Origin of the sequence: Denitrobacterium detoxificans (assembly GCF_015062615.1) — a bacterium.
GTDB classification, from domain to species: domain Bacteria; phylum Actinomycetota; class Coriobacteriia; order Coriobacteriales; family Eggerthellaceae; genus Denitrobacterium; species Denitrobacterium detoxificans_A.
On the sequence record NZ_SUUH01000006.1, the window covers coordinates 50,689 to 70,431 of the forward strand.

A 19,743-nucleotide genomic window follows, 5' to 3' on the forward strand; every position below is an offset into this window, starting at 1 on the left:
CGCAATGCGAATGTGAATCTGCAAGATATTGGCGAATTGAAACAAAATGCGAAAGGCAATGCGTTTACGGGTGAAGCACGACCCAGTATGATGGGGCGAATGGCATGGGGGTGCCAGTATGAGGGAGGGACATAATGGATATGAAGGTATTCGAGTACTTCGTTGCGCTTGCGCGCACGAAGAGCTACTCGCGCGCCGCACATGAGCTGTACATCACTCCGCAGGGGCTATCGAGCGCCATCAAGCGCTTGGAATCGTCCATGGGAGTTTCCCTGGTGAATCCTTCAAACGGTGGTTTCGAGCTTACCGAGTACGGTCGCATTTTTCACCGTTACGCTCAAACGTTCGTGCTCGATCAGACGTCGATGATGAATGAAATCAACGACCTGGCACGCAGGAAGACGGGCAACATTTTCGTTTCCATCACCGTGGGGCTCATGAATAGCTTTCCGCGTAACGCCATTCAGGATTTCAACGAAACCTCTACCACGGGCGCGCACGTTATGGTGTCGCGCACCGTGTTCGACGAGGCATGCGAGCGCAGCTTGCTCGAACGGCGATGCGATTTCGCACTCATGAACGACCCGGTAGACCATAAGGTGTTTTCGTCGTTGCCGCTGTTCCGCGACACGATGTATGTGTGCGTGCGGCCCGATTCGCCGCTCGCGCAGCGTACCGAGCTGAAGAAGTGCGATTTGGCGGGGCAAACGGTGTCGTGCCTTACGCCCACGGAGTTCAAGAACGTGCGCGAAGAGCTGCGTCCGCTTGAAGAGGGCGAATCGTGTTGCACGCTGCTCTACGGCGACGAGATGATTGAGGTGCTCGAGCTTGCCATGCAGAATGATTGCTGCGCTATTACCCTGCGCCCGCATATTCCCATTTTCGCAAAAGAAGATTTCGTCGCCATTCCCATTACCGATGCGTTCTGGGGCTTTTCCCTGGCGTGGCGCGCCGATCGTGTGCTCAGCCCTGCCGATCAAGAATTCATTTCGGCCATGGAGGTCCATCGCGTAATGTATTGCTAACGATAGCGTCCCTGTTCAACTGTCTGTTTGACGCCTGCGCAAAAAGGGGGAGGCGATGTGCTCGCCTCCCCTCTTCCGAGTTTTACATGTGGTGGTAAAGCCTACAGGGCGTACCAGGCAATGCCTTCGCCCGACCAGCCCAATTTGACCAGACCGGCGTGCTCTTCCCAACTCGTCGTGAAGTTATGGGCGCCAGATTTGGCGTTGGGGTTGTACTCGCGCCAGACAGGCGTGGCGTCGTGACCAGCGGAATACCAGCCAATGCCCTCATCGCGCCATCCGAGCGAGACCAGGATGTCGCGCTCTTCCATGCTCGTCGTGTAATGGTGGTCGCCACCGTTGGGGTTGTACACACGGTAGACGGGCTCGTCAGACTCCACGGGAGCAACCCAGCCTTCGCCTTCGTCGGTCCAACCAGCGGCAATAACGTCCTGACGCTCCGAAGCGCTTGCCGTGTAGAAGTGCTCGCCCGAATTCGGGTTGTACAGACGGTACATCGTTTCGCCTTCAACTTCGTCGCCTTGCGCGTACTGGGTCATCTCGGACGCATAGGTTACGGGGTCGACAAGTTCGCCCTGGGCGTCCAGGCCAGCCGAAGCGAACGGCGTGGAGAAATCACCTGCGCTCAGATATTCACGCAGCTCGGTGAGCAGGGCATGCGCATGGTCGTAGACCTCGCGCGCAGCGACGGCATTTGCCTTGTTCGCGAAATCGGTGCGTGCGTCGTCACCTTGCACGGCCTGCATCAGCTCGTCGACGGAATCCTGTTGCTCGACGATTTCGGCCTGCAGTGCGTCTAGGTATGCACGCACGCCGTCGGCGGCATCGGTACGATGGTTGTATGCCAGGGTATTCAGGTCCATGAATACGTAGGCGAGTGCCTTGGAATCGGCGTCTTGCATGGCCAGCGCCTCGTTGGTGGCCACCTTTTCGGCGTCATTGCGCTCGTTTTCGTAGCCTACGTGATCGGTGCCGGCTTCGAGCGCTTCGACGGAAGGATAGTAATCGGCATCCGTCTCGGTAAGGAGTGCGGAATAGCTGGGCACGAACACGCTGAACTCGCCACGCGAAAGAGCCGTCCACTGTACGGTTGCCAGCTGGTCGTCCAGGCCCTCGCGGCACTGGAAGATGTGGCCCTCGACGGTGCGGTTATTGCCGATGGCGTACAGATTCGGGTTTGCGTTCGCGTCGACGTCGGTGCCCTCGCCACGAGCGGCAATCGCACGAAGTACGTTGGTGAGCGTGTAGTTGTCGCTGCCCGGCTGGAAGAACAGCTGCGGGTTGGCGATGGATTCCACCTGGCCCTGGCCGTTCAGCGTGTAGTCAGTACCAGCGGCCAGGTCATCGTCGAAGTACTTATGCCCCTGCACGTAGCGGGTGTTCTGACCCACGCCATCGTTTTCGACGCCATAGCTCTTGGCCACGTTGATGGAGCCGTCTTCGAAGGTGACAATCGTGTTGGCTGCGGTGGGGACGGCCACCAGATCCGCGGAATGCAGGCACGTCGTGGTGTCGTTGATGTCGACCTTGTATTGCAGGCACGACATATTCGGATTGACGGACGCGACATCGGAGTCCATGCGAATGGCGATCCACTGATGGCCGGAGAGCTGCTGGAAGTTCCATACCTCATCCGGATCGCCGATCCAGATCTGGTTGCAATCCTGCGATCCCTGAGCATCGATGATGGAGCCAAGGAGCTGTACGCCCTCGCGTGCCGTGGAAGCCTCGGAGAGCACGACGTCGGCGATGTTGTATTCGCCGATGCCATTATCGAGCAGCGGGTCGACGGCGCTCACCGCATCGTTCACGTTGGTCGTGAGCGTGGAGTCGACGGTGACGCCCTTTTCGTTGATGCCCGCCTCGGAATAGGGGCTGGCCGCGCCGTCCCAATCGGAGGGCAGGTCGCGTACGTAGGTATAGCGGAACGTGGCGCCCGGGGACGTACGCGTGAAGTTCTCGGCAGGATCCTGATTGGAGCTGTTTTCGCCGCTCCAGTACGTCTTGCCCGCAGTAGCCTGCTCAACACCAAACTGCTTGATGTAGCGGTTTGCGGCGTCTTCCGAGCGACCGTAGAGGGTATCGCCCGAGCTCGTGAGGTCGGAGCCCACGTAGACCTGCGTGCAGGCCAGTGCGGTGGCGGGCGCTATCACCAATGACAGCGATAACGCGCCCGCGGCGAACGCTCTCGACATTCTGGAGAATTTGAAATGCACACTCATGTTTTCATCCCTTTCGTTGCCCTTGCGATGGGGCGTGCCTTCTCGTCTATGCCATTCGAAGACGCGACAGTTGGATTGCGCGATACCCCAAATGTGCCCCATCGAAGTCGGCCATGACATCTCCCTAGCCATGGCCGGCATTCCCAAACGGGCTGCATTATACCTTCATAATTCGTTCGCAAACCCCACAAACCATGGGAGCGCAGCCAGATTTTTTGCGAATGAAAAGTGCTAATCTACCTGGGATTATGCATGCAAGTGCATATAATCAGCAATGTTTTCACTACGTCCAGGCATTGCCCCAGTGGAGGCAATGATGCCATGCGGAAAACTGTTGCACACGGCGGCTAGAAACGTTGGGGCGGCGAAGGTCGGCGCGGCTCGTTACGTGGGCGCGCATAAGGCGATGATGGGGTGAGTTAGCTTCGAGAGTTGGCGCGCTATCGCGCTAAAGAGCGCTAGGGGCGTGGCGCTTCTTCTAGCAGTGCAAGCGTCATGCGCATGGCGTCTTCGATGCAGCCGGGGCACGAGCGCAACACGGGGCCGCCGGTGAGGCCCTTCAGCTCCTCGCAGATTGTCGAGGTGTTCTTCTGCTTGAATTGCTGGGCAAGCTGGCTTACGAGCATGTACGTTTGCGTCTTCGTGTGGGGGTCGTGCGGTCCGTGGCTTATGGCGTATCCCAGCACAACGGCGCCTCCCGAAATGGCGCCGCACGTTTCCGTGGCACCGCCCATTCCGCCACCCAGGCCCTCGGTGGCCTTGAATGCGGTTGCCTCGTCGATCCCAACCAGGTCGGCGCATGCGCAAGCAACCGATTGCGCACAGTTGTATCCGCGTTCGTGCAGTTCGTGAGCGTGCATGACGCGTTTTTCGATGTCGGGTTGATTCATGGGATTCCTTCGAGCTCCAAGACTATCTGGCGCGACGCAGCCCCGTCACGCCAGTGCGAAGGTTTTGAGTTTGCGGGTGGAATTATCGCATGGTCGATTTTGCGCGGTCGTTTTTGAATGCATTTCGTAACGTTTGGGGCGAGTGGCCCGACCGGGTGAAAAGGTCCTATGAAGAAAATTGACAATGTGTCAGTAGGAATGTACCATTTCGATTGTCTTATTGGTGACAAGCTGTCAGTATTAGCGAAAGCGAGGAACCATGATTCTTGAAGAGACGTATACCCTCAACAACGGCGTTGCCATTCCCAAGCTGGCGCTGGGCACGTGGCTCATTGACGATGCCCAGGTGGGCGATGCCGTGCGTTCGGCCGTGAAAATCGGCTATCGTCACATCGATACGGCGCAGGCGTATGCCAACGAGCGGGGCGTAGGCGAGGCCGTGCGTTCGTGCGGCGTTGCGCGTGAGGACCTGTTTGTGGTGTCGAAGGTTGCTGCCGAACATAAGACCTACCAGGAAGCCGCGGCGGGCATCGACCGCACGCTGGCTACCATGGGGCTCGACTACCTGGACATGATGATCATCCATTCGCCGCAGCCTTGGGTCGAGGTCAATCAGTCGAGCGACCGCCATTTCCAGGGCAACGTGGAAGCATACCGTGCGCTTGAAGACGCGCTTTCCGCAGGCAAGCTGCGCGCGATTGGCGTGTCGAACTTCCTGGTGGACGACCTGCAGAACATTTTGGATTCGTGCTCGGTAGTGCCGGCCGTGAACCAGGTGCTGGCGCATGTGGGCAACGTGCCCGTGGAAGTCGCTCAGTTTTGCGCCGACCACGGCATTGCGGTGGAAGCATATTCGCCCATTGCCCATGGCGAGGCGGGTCGCATTGAGGGCATTGCCGATATGGCTGCGAAGTACGGCGTATCGGTTGCGCAGCTGTGCATTCGCTATGTGCTGCAGCTGGGCATGATCGCCCTGCCGAAGACGGCGAACCCGGCGCGCATGAAGGAAAATGCGTCGGTCGATTTCCAAATTTCCGACGAAGACATGGCTGTGCTCAATGGCCTTGCGGGTCTGCCCGATTACGGCGCGAGCTCGTTCTTCCCCGTGTACGGTGGGAAGCTGTAGGTCACGCATGGGCATTGGGTTTTTGTGGGCGGTGAAGCTTCGTGCCTAGGATCACGCAGGAAGAATCGGAAGCGCGACGCGAGGAGATCGTGGACTCGTGCGAGCGGCTGTACGCGTCGCTTAGCTATCGCGACATTACGATGACGCAGATCGCGGCTGGTGTGTCGTTTGGCCGCGCGAACATGTACAACTACTTCCGCTGTGCCGATGAGGTGCTGCTTGCTCTGCTTCAGCGCGAACATGCGCGCTGGGCGGCGGCTCTGGAAGAGCTTGCCGGCAGGTGCGCGGGCATGGCCGACGCGGAGTTGGCGCAGGCGCTGGCGCATACGGTCGAACAGCGAACGACGATGCTGAAGATGCTTGCCATGAACCTCTACGACATGGAGCAGAACAGCCGCTTGGAACGCTTGGTGGAATTCAAGCGTACGTATGCCCAGACGATGGAAGCGCTACGTTGTGTCATTGGCACGGCAAAGCCCGCATGGAGTGAAGAGCGCGTGAGCGCATTCGCGTTCGCGTTCATGCCGTTTCTGCATGGGGCGTATCCGTATGCGCATCACACCGAAAAGCAAGAGGAAGCCATGCGCGAGGTTGGGGTTGACGCGTATTCGCAGGGTTTGTTCGAAATCGTTCGCTCCTGTGCGTTTTCCCTGCTGCAGGGTGAATAAGATAACTAGCTAGCGTGCGCATGTGCGCGCAGAATGATTGGAGAGCATATGAGCAAGGCATTGGTGGCGTATTTCAGCGCGTCGGGCACGACGGCGGTAGTGGCTCGAACGCTGGCGCAGGCGGTTGGCGCGGATGTCGCGGAAATCGTGCCGGAGCAGCCGTATAGCACGGCCGATTTGAATTGGCGCGATTCCAAGAGCCGCAGCAGCGTCGAGATGAACGACGAGTCGAGTCGTCCGGCCATCGTGGATGATGGCCTGAACGTTTCCGCATATGACGTGGTGTATGTGGGCTTTCCCGTATGGTGGTACGTGGAGCCGCGCATTATCGATACGTTTTTGGAGGCGCACGACTTCGCGGGAAAGAAGATCGTTCCCTTTGCCACGAGCGGCGGGAGCGGGCTGGGCAAGGCGCCGCAGCGCATGCAGGCGATTGCGGCTGGTGCTACGGTCGTAAGCGGCGGGTTGCTGAATGGCAATCCCGGTATCGAGGAATTGCGCGATTGGGCTAACGCTCAGTAGATTGGCGTAGCTAGAACGTTCCCAGGTGCGGGTCGCTTGCCGGAAGGGCAGGCGACCCGCTTTTTTGCGCCTGTGGCGTTTGCTCGCTCGCAAGAAAAGTTTTCTAACTTCCCTCTTGCAAAAGGTAACATTTGTCTCTAATATGTAGACAAATGTTACTGATGTAACAGGAAAGGAAGAACAATGCATAGCACCAAGGGCCCTTCGCCCGAACCTCCCATTTCGTTGCAGCAGCAAGGTGTTTCGTCATACCCGGCAGGGGCCGCCGTGCCGATGCCGCAGCCGCAAACTCATGCGGTATCCGCGCCCGTCCCCCCGCAGGCCGCAGCGCCAGCGTATGGTGCCCCCGCTCAGGCGCACGTTGCGTCGGCCCCCGTTCCTCCTGCGCCGATGCCGTTTGCTCCGAGCGCGGGGCAGTACGCCCCCGCAGCTGCAGCTCCGGCACCTGCTTCGTTTGCCCCGGCGCCAGCGATGACCCCGCCGGCTCCTTCCGCCGGCGCGGAAGAGGTGCTTGGTCGCAACGTTACGGCCATTCTGGCCTCCGTCTTGGTGTTCGCTGGCCTGCTCCTGCTTGGCGTGACCATGATCCCGCTCTTCGATGATGTGATGAAGGTCGCGTTCATGTTCACGTTGTCGGGCACCTTGGCGGTTGCGGGCAGCCTGCTTGCCATCTTCAAGCGCAACCCCTTCTCGTCGGCGCTCATGGGGTGCGGCATGGGGTCGCTGTTCATCTCGATCTTCGCAACGCACGTGTATTTCGGCATGCTCAGCGAGCTGCCGGCATATGCGCTTCTGCTGCTCTGGATGGCCGTGTGCATGGTGCTCATCTGGAAGACCGACTCTCTGCTTTTGGCAATTACGCTGCAGGTGGGTCTGGCGTTGTCGGTGTGCGCGGCCTGCGGCTCCAATTTCTCCGGCGAGAAGGTTGCCCTGCTGGTTGGCTATCAGGCCATTGCGAGCGTCATTGTCGTTGGCGGCAACATGCTGTTCTATCGCAAGATGTTCCGCACGAGCTTGTTCATCGCCGTATGCTTGAGCCTGATGGTGAGCTCGGCCCTCTGGTTGGAATATGGGTCTGGTATCGATGGCTGGTCAATCGATGGCGTGCAGGGTTGGGTTGCCGTTGCGTTCATCGTGCAGTTCCTTACCACGCTGGCCCTGTGCGCGCTGCTCGTGGCTTCCATCTGGAAGCAGGCCAAGGGACTTGACGCCCGCGCGCGCCGAAGCGAGCTTACGACCTGGCGCCTTCAGATTGTCGCTGGCGCCCTGCTGCTGGCGTATGCCGTACGCATTGACATCTACGATGCCCTACGTGATGGGTCCCACGTGGCGGCCTTTGGTTCTGCTGGCTACGTTGATGCTGCATTCCTGCGCGTCGACGCAATGGCGATGTGCGCGACCGTGCTAACGCTGTTCCTAATCGTGGTGGCTCTTGTGGTGTTCGGCCGTTGCGCTTCCGGCGCCCATGTTGCATCCGATGCGCAGGCTTCTCTTGCGGGCGAGAGCGCGGGCCTGCCGCTTTCCGAATGCGCATGGCGCATCGTCAATCCTGCCTTGTACGTTCTGTTCGTTATCCTTGCTCTGTTCGTAGCCTCCTTCGCGAATGATTTGCTTTGGGCTACCGGCGTGCCGCCGCTGGGCTTCCTGTGGGTTGCGGCTCTGTGTGCCATGGGTCTGCGCTGGGCTGCCGGCCTGCGAGGGTTCGATGTCGTGGCGCTGTCGCTGTTGGCCATGGATGCGCTGTACATGGCGTGTATCGGGTTCCCGCGTTTCCTCCCTGCGTTCCCCCTGTCCACCTCCATTGCGCTGGGCGTGGTCTACACCGTTGGTCTGTGCCTTGCGGCTGGCCTGCTCGTGCGCTCCATGGGCGCAGGTTCGGCGGGCATCGTGTCCTACGCGGTGGCGTGCACGTTCCTGGTTATGTCGTGCCTGTGCTTCTGCACGCCGTGGATTGGCTGGGGCTATCAGGCGAGCGTCTGCTGCATGGTTTGCGCGCTTGTGTGCGTCATCGTAGGGTTCGCCCTTCGCGTGGGTGGCCTGCGTCTGTACGGTCTCATCCTGGTGCTTGCGTGCACGTTGAAGCTGGTGACCATCGACATGTTCGACTTCGACCCCATCGCCCGCGTGGGTGCCCTTATCGCGGGTGGCGTCATCTGCTTCGTGATCAGCGCGCTCTACAGCTTCGCGGTAAAGAGGCTGCAGGAGGAGCGCAAGTAGCTGGTTGCGGGTGGGCGCCAGATTGGATCGGCGTTGCTTTAACTACAAGGGAGCCTGTGCAAATAGCGCACGGGTTCCCTTTTCTTGTTTCGAGTGGTTGACGCCCTTCCTATTGCAAAGCCCGTTCGACCTGGGTTTTCGTCTCGGTCGAGCGGGCCTTGTTGCAGTCAATGGGCTGGGGCTATGCTTGCCTGCGAGCCTTACCCCTTGGCCAAAACCCCGCCGGCGTACGCGGCAGCTACGCACAAAACGCAGGTGAGCACCGCGTACCCTAGGGCAGCCAGCCAGGCGTCGCGCGTTGCCAGATTCACTACTTCCAGGCTGAACGTCGACATGGTGGTGAAGCCGCCGCACAGGCCCACGCGCAACATGAGCGAAACGCTCTCGTTGTCGATCGTTCCGCGAAATACTAGGCCAGCGATGAGGGCCAGGGCAAACGACCCCACTACGTTAATGGTCAGCGTTCCCCAGGGGAACATATCGCTGGGAATGCCGCTGCCTACGAGGTAGCGCAGAATCGACCCAATGAATCCTCCCGCGCCCACGGCGAGACAGTTGATAAACATGTTGCTCCTTCGTTTGCTTGCGCGCTCTACAATAAGCCCCGGCAGACGATCGACCTCCCAGGAGGCCCCATGAACAACCTAAGTCCATTTTGCACGTGCACCGATTTGGAATGCCCCATGCATCCCACCAACCAGGAGCGTGGATGCGGCCCCTGCATTGCAAAGAACCTGAAACTGCGCGAGATTCCCTCGTGCTTCTTCAATTCGCTCGATTTGCCAGAAAAGCCGAGGTCGTACTTCTACGAGGACTTCGCGCGCGCTGTGCTCAGCCAGGAGCGGCCGGCCGAATAGCCTATCCCGTAAATGCGACCGACCGATGCGGGTCGGCTACGTGCAGCAGCGTAGCGGTGCGCTGCGTGATCTCCTGGCAGGAAAGCTGCGGGTGGTCCATGAGCCAATGGCGTACGATGCCGAACAGGCCCGACACCACGAAATGGAAGAGAAACTCAACGTCCGAGGCCGAAAGCTTCGGATTTGCAGCCTCCCAGGCTGCGCGGTAGCGCTCGAAGAGATCCGCGAGAACGCGATCAACGAAATTGCCCTTGCCGCGATTCGCGAACGCCGCTTTTACGAGCACGCGGTTCTGGTCCACGAATGCAACCAGTTCAGGCGTGAGTGTGGTGATGTCCGCCGGCTTGCCATCCAGCAGGTCCTTGTAGTCCTCGAACAGGTCGTTCTGCATGGCCAGAAGCAGGGCGAACTGGTCGGAATAGTACTTGTAGAACGTCTTGCGTGAAACGCCTGCTCGCTCGCATACCTCGATGACGGTGATGTCGTTCACGGGCTTTTCCGCTAGAAACTGCAGGAACGAATCGTATAGGCAGTCTTTCGTATAGCGAAGGCGTGAGTCTCGAGGATGGCGTTCGATAGCGGGCATGGGCTCTCCTTCTACAGATGTAACCTAGTACCCATTATAGAGCGTTAGCGGCGTTTGCGCTGCAAAACGCCATAAAACTTGAGAGCGGCATAGACAATCCCGAGAGTGGCATATATGCATGCCGTTATTACGTATGTGGCAAAGTCTTCCGAGGTCGGGCCCACGTAGAGCGCGTGCCCGATGGCGAGCAGCAGGCCTTGCGCGACCAGCAGGGCCATGAAGGGGTACGCCAGGCGTTGAACTTTCTTCCAGGTCTTGCCATTCATGCGGCGACGAATGCGCTTGAACGAGGTAATCCAGGGTGCCAGGAAGCAGATGAGCAGCGGCACGCCCACGAACGAGGTTGCGGCCAGCATGTACGGGGCGGCATCTCCCCAGATGTTGCTCCATACGGGCATGAACGAGACGGGCACCATGAATATCACGCGCGCGGAATGGGCCAGGATGATGAAGCCCGCCAAGATGGAAAGCTCGCTGCGGATGGAAAGCAGGCGTCGCGTTACCTCCCATCTCCGGGGGAGCGCACCTGCGAACATCACGAGCAGGTAGAACGCTACGCCCGTGTAGGCGCTTGCCATGATGCGCACCAGCGTGGCGTCCTTCACGGCGGGAACGAACGTGAGCGCTGAAGCCACGATGAACGCCAGGTAGAACGGCAGCGGATGCTTGTGTAGCGGCTTGGCGCAGAGCAGCGCGAAGACCGTGGTAACGACAAGCGCCTGCAGGATGTTCGGTACGATGGTGGGCATGAAGGGAAAGAGCGGGTTGAGTGACATGGGTGTGTCCTGTTCTGGTGGTATGTGTAGGCGGGCGTAGTCATTGCGTCCGCGTGAATTGTACTGGTTGCGTTGCGCCCCTTCCGTTGTCCAGCCAACAGAAGGGGCGTAATAATGGGATTTGCTGCGTGCATCCCGCCGAACGTAGTTGTGCTAGGCAAGCATCGTGCGTATGAATTCGAATCCAAGGCGCGGAACGGTCAATACGGGCACCCCAGCCGATTTGACGATGGGCTCGAGCCCCGTCATGGAAGGCTGGGCAAGCGCAATCGCATCAACCTTCGTGGCGATATCGCCAATTTCCGCCATCACGGCATCCGCGTTGGAGGGGCAACTGAGAACGAGCTGCTCAAGAGAAATCTCTTGGTTGCGCTGCGTTGCTATGGAGCGGAACAAAGAGCAACTCGGCTCAATGGAGCCAGGGGTCGTCCCGACGATGGCGATACGAGACGCAAAGTCCAATGCCGCCCGCGCCATGCCTTCGTCAATGCGTACGATGGGCGTGTTGAAAAAGGGCTGTGCCTCGTATGCGAAGTCGCCCGCTACTACGCATGTATGAACAATTGCGCTGACTCCTAGCGATTCGGCTTGCTGGTAATAGGCGAACATGCGCTGGCGCGCTTGCGTGGTGAGGCCTCCCGCTTTGATGATCTCGGGCAAGAGACTGTCGTCGATGATCTGGTAGGCGTGAATGTCAGGCATGATTTCCGCGCAAAGGTCTGCAAATGCAGACGAGGAACCAATTCCGGTTTGGATGAGACAGATGGATTTGCTCATTGCATGCTCCTAACTAGGCAGTTGATAACGGAAGCATGCTAGGCAATAAGCTGATGAGGGGAAACGGGCAGAATTACCGCAATTGATACGGGCAGATGAAGCTACTTGCGCTCGCCTTCAGCCTGCAGCCAAGCGCTTGCCAATGCAGCGACGCCTGGCGCGATGTCTTCATCTGCGATGGCCGAAAACCCCATGATGATTTTGTTTTCGGGGGCTGGTTGGCTAAACCACATGCGTGATGTGCCGTAGACCTGCACGCCGACCGCGTATGCACTGGAAAGGAGCTCTGCTTGCGACATGCCGTTATGCACGGTGAGGTAGAGATGCATTCCCGTGTCCTTACCAGCGATGTCTATCATCCCGCCAAATTGTCTTTCCAGGCAGTCGATGAGCTCGTCATGGCGCCGGTGGTTTCCCCGTGCGGTTTTCCGCACATGGGCATCCCAGTGACCTGCCTCTATGAAGCGGGCAAGAACTTCTTGTTCGAGCCATGATACGGTTTGGTGAGCGTAGTTGAAGACATCCCAGTAGCGAGAGAGCAGCGTGGGCGGAAGCACCATGTATGCGATGCGTAAGGCGGGGGAAAGGACTTTTGAAACGTTGCACAGGTAGATAACGCGACCGTACGCATCAAGCGACTGCAGCGACGGGATGGGTCGCGTAGAATAGCGGAATTCATTGCAGGAATCGTCCTCGATGATGTAAGAGTTGTTTTCCTCCGCCCATTTGAGAAGCCTTGTCCGAGCATTGAGGGAAAGAAGCTTTCCCGTGGGAAATTGATGAGATGGCGTGGTGAAGACAATGCTGGGCCGGTGTTTGCGCAGTGCGGCAAGGAATGCCTCCGTGCCTTGGTCGCTGGGTAATGGAACCATCCGAAACCCCAGGCGGCGAGCCGTTTCGTGCATGGTCGCATAGCCAGGCTCTTCCATGCCGATAACATCGGTATCACGGTCGAAGAGCTGCAATATTGTCGTGAGGGCGCTGTCGGTTCCCGCTTGTATGATGACCTGTTCGGGTAGGCAGTGAACGTCGCGTGTGCAGGCCGCGTTCTTGGCGAGCACTCGATTGATGGCGTTTGTCTCGTTGGTGTTTCCGTAACGTGCCATTTCGGGGCAATGCGTCTGGTAGAGGACTTCGTTCATTAGTTTGCGCCATGTGTTTGCGGGGAAGGAGTCGGGTTGCAAGTTGGCGTATGAAAAGTTGTACCGTACGCGACCTCCACTTTCGTTCTCTGCGAAAAACGCATCATGATTTCGGGCGTTGCGAGCCTGTGCGATCGCGGAGGCATCGACGTTGCGGTCGAGCGCCATGAACTCGGCGTCGATGCGGCAGACGCGATAGCCCGACCTGGGAATATTGGAGACGAAGCCTTCGGTGGCAAGCTGCAAATAGGCCTGCTCGATGGTTGTGTGAGATACGCCCAGCTCGTGGGCGAGGTTGCGAATTGACGTAAGGCGGTCGCCTTCGGAAAGGGCTCCCGAGATGATCGCGTTACGTATTTGGTCGTAAATCTGCTTGTAGAGTGGCGTGGATGATTCTGCCTCTAGCGTAACTTGCAGCACTGCTTTTCTTCTTTTTGTCATATTGCGTGCCTCATTGATCTGTCCGTATTGATTCGCATGCATCTGACCATTTCGATTATGACAAAACCTCGATACATTTGAAATGCCTTTTTAGGAGACGAAGATGGGAGAGCAATGCGAGAAGAAGCATCGAATCGTTCGGGTGGTGTGAGTCGTCGCGAGTTCCTGAGGGGGTTGGGGCTTTCGGGAATCGCCCTTGGCGCCATCGGAGGGCTGACCGGCTGCTCATCCGTCACCCAGACCGGGAGTACGTTTACCGCTCCTGGCGTGCAAAAAACGGGGTATCAGTATGCAAGCGAAGCCGAAGGCGGCGAATGGCATCACTGCGCTTGTCAGAGGAATTGCTTTGATACCTGCATGATGAAGGTGCGTACGGTGGGCGGACGCGTGGTGGAAGTGCGTGGCGATGAAAACAGCCCATATACGGCTGGTGGCCTTTGCGTGAAGACCCAAAGCTACGTTGACTGGTGCTATCGCGAGGACCGCATCCTGTACCCGCTTCGGCGTACGGGGGAGAAAGGGCCTGGCTGTACCTTCGAGCGCATAAGCTGGGATGAGGCCATAGAGGAAATAACGACGAAGTGGCACGACATCATCGATACGTATGGCGGCGAGGCGATTACGTATTCGCGCTACCAGGGCAATCAGGGCTCGGTTATGCGTCGTTGCCTGGAGCCGCTGTTCTTCAAGATGGGCGCGACGTTCTGCGAGGGCTCGATGTGCAACAACGGCTACGTCTATTCGCTGCCGTATACCACTGCCGGCGTGCCGGTCATGGCGGCGGAGGATATCGCAAACAAGAGCCTGTACATCTCGTGGGCGCACAATCCTGCCGCAACGTCCCTTCATACCATGAAGTTCATCAAACAGATGAACAAGAAGGGCGGCAAGATCGTCGTCATCAATCCGGTCGCCGTTCCCGAGACGATGTGGGCGGATTTGTATATCCAGCTGAAGCCTGGTACCGACCTGGCATTTGCTCTGGGCGTCGGAAAGTACCTTATTGATCACGGCATGTACGATTCGGAGTGGATCGCCCAGTGGTCGCAGGGCTTCGATGACTATAAGGCCGAATGCGATCAATGGCCGCAGGACAAGGTTGCGGAAACGTGTGGCATTCCCGCCGAGCAGGTTGCGCAGTTTGCCGAGCTACTTTGGGACCATCGTGACAACGCATGCTTGAAAACGGGTCTTTGCCTGGGGCGTCGTCGCACGGGAGGCATGAGCCACATTTCCGTCAAGTGCCTCAGTGGCTTGGTGGGTCACCCCGAGATGTACTTCAATATGACGTCGTCGGGTGGTCTCCAGTGGTTCTCCAATGCCCTGCCCGCAATGCAATCATCGATGCTGCAGGGCACGCTTCCCAGCGAGGCGAATCCTGTTGGCACGATTCGCAATTACTCATCGCCCGACCTGGGCAAGGTTCTTACCGGGCAGAATTTTGGGGAAGATCACGATTTCTCGAAGAACCCCATTCGCTCTCTTATGATTTTCGGCAATAACCCCCTCGTTTCGCACCCCAATTTGAATTTGGTTCGTGAGGGATTGTCGCGTGAGGACCTGTTTACGGTGGTTCACGAGATGTTCTACACGCCCACGTGTGATTACGCGGACATCATTCTTCCGGCGCCTTCGAGTTTCGAGTACGAGGAATTCAACGGAGGCTATGGCCATAACTACGCTGTTTTCAACAACAAGGTCATTGAGCCGCTGGGTGAGTGCGTTGACAACCTGCAGCTTTGCAATATGCTGGGGCAGGCTATGGGATACGATGACGAGGCGTTTCATCGCACCATGAAGACGTATTACGATGCGTATTTGGCCAATCGCGATTTTACGATCGACGAGTTCAAGGAAAAGGGCTGGTATTACGTTCCTCCCAAGACGTGGGATGAGGCTGTGTATGGGCCGGGTGCGTTCCCCACTAAGTCGGGCAAGTTCCAGTTTGCCAGCGACGAGCTCGAGCATGACCATGGCACGCGCGCTCCGCACTATACCGACGACCCCGAGAGCCCCCAGGGCGATGCCGAGCTTATTGCCAAGTATCCGCTTGCGTTGATTTCCGCGAGCGCCAAGGAATACCTCAATGGGTGCTTTGGCAACATGCCCGATAACAATATCCTCTTCGGCGAAGACTTCCTGTATATCGATGCCGACGAGGCGGATGCGCGTGGCATAGCCGATGGGGACGCGGTTCTCGTGTACAACGACCGTGGCACGCTGCACCGTACGGCAAGGGTGCTCGAGGGGCGTTGCGCGGAGCATACGGTTTACACGTATCCGAGCCGATGGACCAATTACACCGATGTCGAAACGGTAAATGATGTCACATCCGATGCTCGGGCCGATATCGGACGAGGCGTAACGTTCCAGAGCTGCATGGTAGAAGTGGCCAAGGCGTAGGCGCGGTTGCGGAGAGGAGAGAATCATGTCCAAGCAGATGGGTTTTTTGCTTGATCAGAAGTATTGCATTGGGTGCCAGACGTGCCAGCATGCATGCCGCGTGCGTCATGGCGTCGAACCGGGCACGTATCCGCGCAAGGCGACGAGTTCTCAGGTGCAAGTGACGGGGCCGTTTATCTCCCTGGCATGCAATCATTGCGAGAATCCGGCGTGCGTAGCGGCATGTCCCACCACCGCCCTGCAGAAGCGCGAGGACGGCATTGTTGTTCACGACCCGAATCAGTGCATTGGCTGCTTTATGTGCAAGATGGCCTGCCCCTATGACGCTCCCCAGATTAACGAGGAGACAGGGCTCATGGTGAAGTGCGATATGTGCGCTGCTCGACAGGACCGTGGCGATACGCCTGCCTGCGTGCTTGCCTGCCCTGTGAAGGTGCTGACCATCGGCACGATTGAGGATTTGGAGCAACAGGGCGGCGTGAAAGAGGGCGTTGGTTTCACGGTGCGTGAAACGGGCCCCAATGTGCGCTTCATTCCGATTGAGTAGGTGAGTCCCATGACTGGAACGTATGGAACTCGTTGCCTTGGTGCCGATTTGGCTGCCTGCGAAAGCGAAGCCCGGCAGCGGGGTGCGACGTACGCGAATCTTGCCGTGCTGTTTGCGGATTCCCCGAGTGAGGTGGTTCTATCTACGCTCGTGGGCGTCGTGGGCTCAACGGAAGGGGACGCGGCAGGTATGGAGGGGCTGCGGGCGTATTTTGATGGCCAGCGCGATGGCATCGACGAGAGCTTGCGTTGTGCTGTGGCATCCGAATACGCGGATTTGTTCGTAGGGCCGCGTCCACCGCAGGCCCCAATGTACGAATCGGTGTATCTGGGAACGCCCAAGAGGCTTTTTACCGAGCAGACCATGCTGGTGCGACACTTCTATGCCAGGTGCGGTTTGGCGGTGGTCAAGAGCGATAAGGTTCCTGATGATTACTTGCCGTACGAGCTGGAGCTCATTTCGTCGTTGGCGTTGCGCGAGGCGGATGCGGCTGGCCGGGGTGATGTGCGGGGTGCCGATGAGGCTCGTGAGCTGCAGCTCGAATTTCTTCGTGCTCATTTGGGCCGCTGGATGGAACCGTTTTCCTGTCGCGTCATCCAAGCCGAGAGCTCGGATTTCTACGCTGCCCTTGTTGCGTTTGCCCGTGACTTCATTGCTGACGATGAGACATATTTGGCGCATTCCGTCGATGAGGCTGGAATGTCCGTTACCGAAGGAGCATTGAGATGATTTCCGAATTTCCCTTGTTCGTTTTCACGACGTGCGCTGGCCTTGCGGCGGGAGCGTGCGTCTTTTCGGCGGCATTTCCTCGCAAGGAAGCCGGGAAGATGCCTGCTTGGGTCTTCCCTCTTGCCATGCTGGTCTTGCTGGGCGTTGGGCTGCTTGGGTGCATGGGGCATTTGCATCATCCCGAGCGATTCATCAATGCCCTTTGGAATCCCATGGCTGGTATCACGCAAGAAGCGTATTTCTCCATCCTGTTTGGCATTGCCCTGGTGATTGATGCGGTCGTTTGTGCGGTGAAAGGTCGTTCTCTTCGCGCGTTGCGCATCGTGGAGGCCGTGTTTGGTTTCCTTCTGGCATGCGTGATGGGACTGGCTTATTTCAACACGCTGGGCGTGACGGCCTGGGCATGCCTTCCGACGATCCCCATGTTCGTCGCCGGTGATCTTGCCGTGGGCGCGGCTTTGTGGGGGCTGCTTGAGCGTCCCGCAACGCGCAAGGCGAGCTTTGCGTATTCGGTCATTGTGGTCGAGCTGATTTTTGCGTGCGCGCTTGCCCTTCTTGCAGTTCACTTTAATGGCCTGGGGCTGAGCCCTCTTCCGTTTGTGGTGGCCATCGTTCTTGCGCCATGCGCTCATATCGCCCTTGCTTGGGCGACCAAGGCGAATGGATTGGCATGGGGTCCCACGCTCGCCTGCGCATGCGTGCTTGTCGGCTGCATTGTGGCGCGCTATGCGTTTTACGCAGCCTATGCATTGTAGGGGTATCTCGGCGATGCGAATTGCTCGATAGGTTGTTTTCGTTTGCGGCGAGGGGTGGCATCCCCTCGCCGTTTTTACGTGCTGGGCGTGGGGTCACCAATCTGCGCCCCCCTTCAATGTTGCCCCTTTTTCGTTCGGCCCACTACATAGTTTCTAGTTGAAAATAGACTCCATCAAGAATAGACTTCATCGGCAGAGTCTCATGAAGCATGTAGTAGACGGGAGAGCGAGCATGGGCAAGTGCGAAGGTGGGCACAGGATACCAGGTTGGAAGGAATTGCAGCAGCTGCCTGCGCAGTGGGATCTGTACAAGCGCCTGGTGGAGGGCGTGCCCGAGGGGATTGCGGTGAAGGACGTACTGGTGGGCAACCATTGGGCATACGTTGAGGCCGAAAGCGGATGCGGCATGGCCATGGTCGTGCATGGCGGGCGCGGGCTGTATGGGCTTTACCCCAAAGCTCGCTGCGTGGAGCTGCGCGACCTTGCGGCGCAGTGCGTCAGCTGGAACTTCCTGGAAGCCAGCGTGGGCGTTGCCGCGCTGAACGCATGGTATTCCACGCCGGAAAACGCAGCTGCCGCGGGCATGAAGATCGAGGAAAAGGGCAGCAACGACGGGTTCGAGCTGTATCGCAGCCAGTGCGCGGGCAAGCGCGTGACCGTCGTGGGCCATTTCCCACTCATCGAGCGCCTTGCCGACGAATGCGAGCTCACGGTACTCGAGCGCAACCCTTCGGGCGACGACGTACCCGATCCAGGTTGCGAATACATCATTCCCCATCAGGACGTTACGTTCATGACGGGCATTACCCTCACCAACAAGACGATGCCGCGCTTGCTGCAGCTATCTCGCGAATCGGGTGGCAGTGCCATCCTCGTGGGGCCCAGTGTGGTTCCGGCTCCCGTGCTCTACGAGTATGGCGTCGACTGCATGGCTGGTTCGGTCATCGTGGACCCCGAGTGTGCAAAGGCGGCCGTCATGCAGGCGGCCACCTCGGGAATCTTCAAGCATGGTGTGCAAAAGATGCGCGTTGAGAGGCCAGGCTGGCTTTCGTAGGTTTTGCGGACCAAAGTTGCTATCATCGGGTAAGAAATTTGCGCCCGACCTCAACCGTGAAGGTTTTCGTTCATGAAGTACAAGTTGCTCCTCGTTATGGTGACCGTTGTATGGGGCAGCTCGTTCGTGATCATGAAGGACCTGGTGGACGATGTGAACCCCGCCTGGTTGCTGGCGGTGCGCTTCGCCTTGGCCGCGGTGGCTCTTGCCCTGCTTTCCCTGAAGTACCGCAAGCTGTTCTTCCAGCGCGAGTACGTGAAGTACGGCATCATCATTGGGTTGCCGCTGTTCGTGGGCTATTTGCTGCAGACCATCGGGCTCACCGACACCACGCCCGGCAAGAACGCATTCCTCACGGCGTCGTATTGCGTCATGATTCCGTTTCTGAATTGGGCGGCCTTGCGCAGGAAGCCCAATCGATTCCACGTGGTCGCGGCCTTCATGTGCTTGTTTGGCATTGGCCTCATCAGCCTGAACGAGGGCTTTAGCGTGAGCTTTGGCGATGCTGCCACCCTGTCTTGCGCCTTCTTCTACGCTTTGCAGCTGATTTTCATGGTGAAGTTTGGGCGCGGCCGCAATCCGGCCGTGCTCACGATATGGCAACTGGCCGTCATCTCGGTGGGAAGCGCGCTGGTGGCCTTGGCAACGGGTGCTTCCTTCGACTTCTCCATGCTCGGCGGCGAGGCCTGGCTGGCGCTTGCCTACTTGGCCGTGGTCGTTACCGCCTTGGCGATCCTCTTTCAAAACGTGGGCATTGCCAACGTGGAACCCGCGACGGCGGGCTTACTCCTTTCGCTGGAATCGGTGTTTGGCGTAGCGTTCAGCATCGCTCTGGGCTACGAGGCCCTTACGCCGCGCGTTCTGGTGGGCTTTCTCGTGGTGTTTGCCGCAATCGTAATGTCGGAATACGTTCCCCAAATACTGAACCGTAAGCGTATGTCGCGCTAGGGCAAATCCGTCGGGTTCCGCGTGCTTGCTGGCTGCGTCGTCGGTTGGCTGGCGTGCG

General features: G+C 58.4%; 19 protein-coding genes. 12 read left to right on the plus strand and 7 right to left on the minus strand.

All coding sequences use genetic code 11. The annotated features are described in order from the left end of the window. Positions 1 to 134 precede the first annotated feature (134 nt). Positions 135 to 1,025, plus strand: a complete 891-nt coding sequence (locus tag E7002_RS07695; protein ID WP_303728294.1) for a LysR family transcriptional regulator — start codon at positions 135 to 137, stop codon at positions 1,023 to 1,025. A 101-nt stretch (positions 1,026 to 1,126) separates the two neighbouring features. On the opposite strand, the gene E7002_RS07700 is transcribed toward E7002_RS07695, so the two are convergent. Then, entirely contained in the window at positions 1,127 to 3,247 is a 2,121-nt protein-coding gene (locus E7002_RS07700; protein WP_303728295.1) for a C69 family dipeptidase, read from the minus strand. Between the two features lie 458 nt (positions 3,248 to 3,705). Next, the gene (locus tag E7002_RS07705; RefSeq protein ID WP_303728297.1) at positions 3,706 to 4,137 is read right to left on the minus strand and encodes a C-GCAxxG-C-C family protein; all 432 of its coding nucleotides are present in this window, start codon (positions 4,135 to 4,137) and stop codon (positions 3,706 to 3,708) included. A gap of 259 nt (positions 4,138 to 4,396) precedes the next feature. Between E7002_RS07705 and E7002_RS07710 the strand changes: the two genes are divergently transcribed. The 4 genes from E7002_RS07710 to E7002_RS07725 all read left to right on the plus strand — a co-directional run bounded on the left by E7002_RS07710 (position 4,397) and on the right by E7002_RS07725 (position 8,670). Further along, positions 4,397 to 5,263 (plus strand): aldo/keto reductase, encoded by an 867-nt coding sequence (locus E7002_RS07710; RefSeq protein ID WP_303728298.1) that lies wholly within the window; start codon positions 4,397 to 4,399, stop codon positions 5,261 to 5,263. A gap of 41 nt (positions 5,264 to 5,304) precedes the next feature. Continuing rightward, positions 5,305 to 5,931, plus strand: a complete 627-nt coding sequence (locus E7002_RS07715; RefSeq protein WP_303728299.1) for a hypothetical protein — start codon at positions 5,305 to 5,307, stop codon at positions 5,929 to 5,931. A gap of 48 nt (positions 5,932 to 5,979) precedes the next feature. After that, positions 5,980 to 6,453, plus strand: coding sequence for a flavodoxin (locus E7002_RS07720; RefSeq protein WP_303728300.1), 474 nt, complete (start codon positions 5,980 to 5,982; stop codon positions 6,451 to 6,453). A 183-nt stretch (positions 6,454 to 6,636) separates the two neighbouring features. After that, positions 6,637 to 8,670, plus strand: a complete 2,034-nt coding sequence (locus E7002_RS07725; RefSeq protein WP_303728301.1) for a hypothetical protein — start codon at positions 6,637 to 6,639, stop codon at positions 8,668 to 8,670. A gap of 200 nt (positions 8,671 to 8,870) precedes the next feature. Here E7002_RS07725 and crcB read toward each other — a convergent pair whose 3' ends face one another. Continuing rightward, complete coding sequence (crcB, locus tag E7002_RS07730; RefSeq protein ID WP_303728302.1) at positions 8,871 to 9,236, minus strand: fluoride efflux transporter CrcB; 366 nt, start codon at positions 9,234 to 9,236, stop codon at positions 8,871 to 8,873. Positions 9,237 to 9,305: 69 nt separating this feature from the next. Here crcB and E7002_RS07735 point away from each other — a divergent pair, with 69 nt between their 5' ends. After that, complete coding sequence (locus E7002_RS07735; protein WP_303728303.1) at positions 9,306 to 9,527, plus strand: DUF6485 family protein; 222 nt, start codon at positions 9,306 to 9,308, stop codon at positions 9,525 to 9,527. A 1-nt stretch (position 9,528) separates the two neighbouring features. Here E7002_RS07735 and E7002_RS07740 read toward each other — a convergent pair whose 3' ends face one another. From E7002_RS07740 to E7002_RS07755, 4 genes are all read right to left on the minus strand, one after another. Beyond that, positions 9,529 to 10,113, minus strand: coding sequence for a TetR/AcrR family transcriptional regulator (locus E7002_RS07740; protein WP_303728305.1), 585 nt, complete (start codon positions 10,111 to 10,113; stop codon positions 9,529 to 9,531). A 44-nt stretch (positions 10,114 to 10,157) separates the two neighbouring features. Next, entirely contained in the window at positions 10,158 to 10,889 is a 732-nt protein-coding gene (locus E7002_RS07745) for a ferric reductase-like transmembrane domain-containing protein (protein ID WP_303728306.1), read from the minus strand. A gap of 153 nt (positions 10,890 to 11,042) precedes the next feature. Next, positions 11,043 to 11,666: an aspartate/glutamate racemase family protein gene (locus E7002_RS07750; RefSeq protein ID WP_303728307.1), complete on the minus strand. Its 624-nt coding sequence runs from the start codon at positions 11,664 to 11,666 to the stop codon at positions 11,043 to 11,045. 101 nt (positions 11,667 to 11,767) lie between these two features. Then, positions 11,768 to 13,291 (minus strand): PLP-dependent aminotransferase family protein, encoded by a 1,524-nt coding sequence (locus tag E7002_RS07755; RefSeq protein ID WP_303728308.1) that lies wholly within the window; start codon positions 13,289 to 13,291, stop codon positions 11,768 to 11,770. Between the two features lie 72 nt (positions 13,292 to 13,363). Between E7002_RS07755 and E7002_RS07760 the strand changes: the two genes are divergently transcribed. The 6 genes from E7002_RS07760 (at position 13,364) to E7002_RS07785 (ending at position 19,685) form a co-directional block, all read left to right on the plus strand. Continuing rightward, complete coding sequence (locus E7002_RS07760) at positions 13,364 to 15,652, plus strand: molybdopterin-dependent oxidoreductase (RefSeq protein ID WP_303728309.1); 2,289 nt, start codon at positions 13,364 to 13,366, stop codon at positions 15,650 to 15,652. 25 nt (positions 15,653 to 15,677) lie between these two features. After that, positions 15,678 to 16,199 carry a 4Fe-4S dicluster domain-containing protein gene (locus E7002_RS07765; protein WP_303728310.1) on the plus strand — a complete coding sequence of 174 codons (522 nt, stop codon included), beginning with the start codon at positions 15,678 to 15,680 and terminating at the stop codon, positions 16,197 to 16,199. Between the two features lie 9 nt (positions 16,200 to 16,208). Next, entirely contained in the window at positions 16,209 to 16,928 is a 720-nt protein-coding gene (locus E7002_RS07770; protein ID WP_303728311.1) for a molecular chaperone, read from the plus strand. Beyond that, the gene (locus E7002_RS07775) at positions 16,925 to 17,683 is read left to right on the plus strand and encodes a DmsC/YnfH family molybdoenzyme membrane anchor subunit (protein WP_303728312.1); all 759 of its coding nucleotides are present in this window, start codon (positions 16,925 to 16,927) and stop codon (positions 17,681 to 17,683) included. The genes E7002_RS07770 and E7002_RS07775 overlap by 4 nt, the downstream gene beginning before the upstream one ends. A gap of 232 nt (positions 17,684 to 17,915) precedes the next feature. After that, positions 17,916 to 18,737 carry a DUF364 domain-containing protein gene (locus E7002_RS07780; RefSeq protein WP_303728313.1) on the plus strand — a complete coding sequence of 274 codons (822 nt, stop codon included), beginning with the start codon at positions 17,916 to 17,918 and terminating at the stop codon, positions 18,735 to 18,737. Between the two features lie 72 nt (positions 18,738 to 18,809). Then, positions 18,810 to 19,685 (plus strand): DMT family transporter, encoded by an 876-nt coding sequence (locus E7002_RS07785; protein ID WP_303728314.1) that lies wholly within the window; start codon positions 18,810 to 18,812, stop codon positions 19,683 to 19,685. Positions 19,686 to 19,743: the final 58 nt, after the last annotated feature.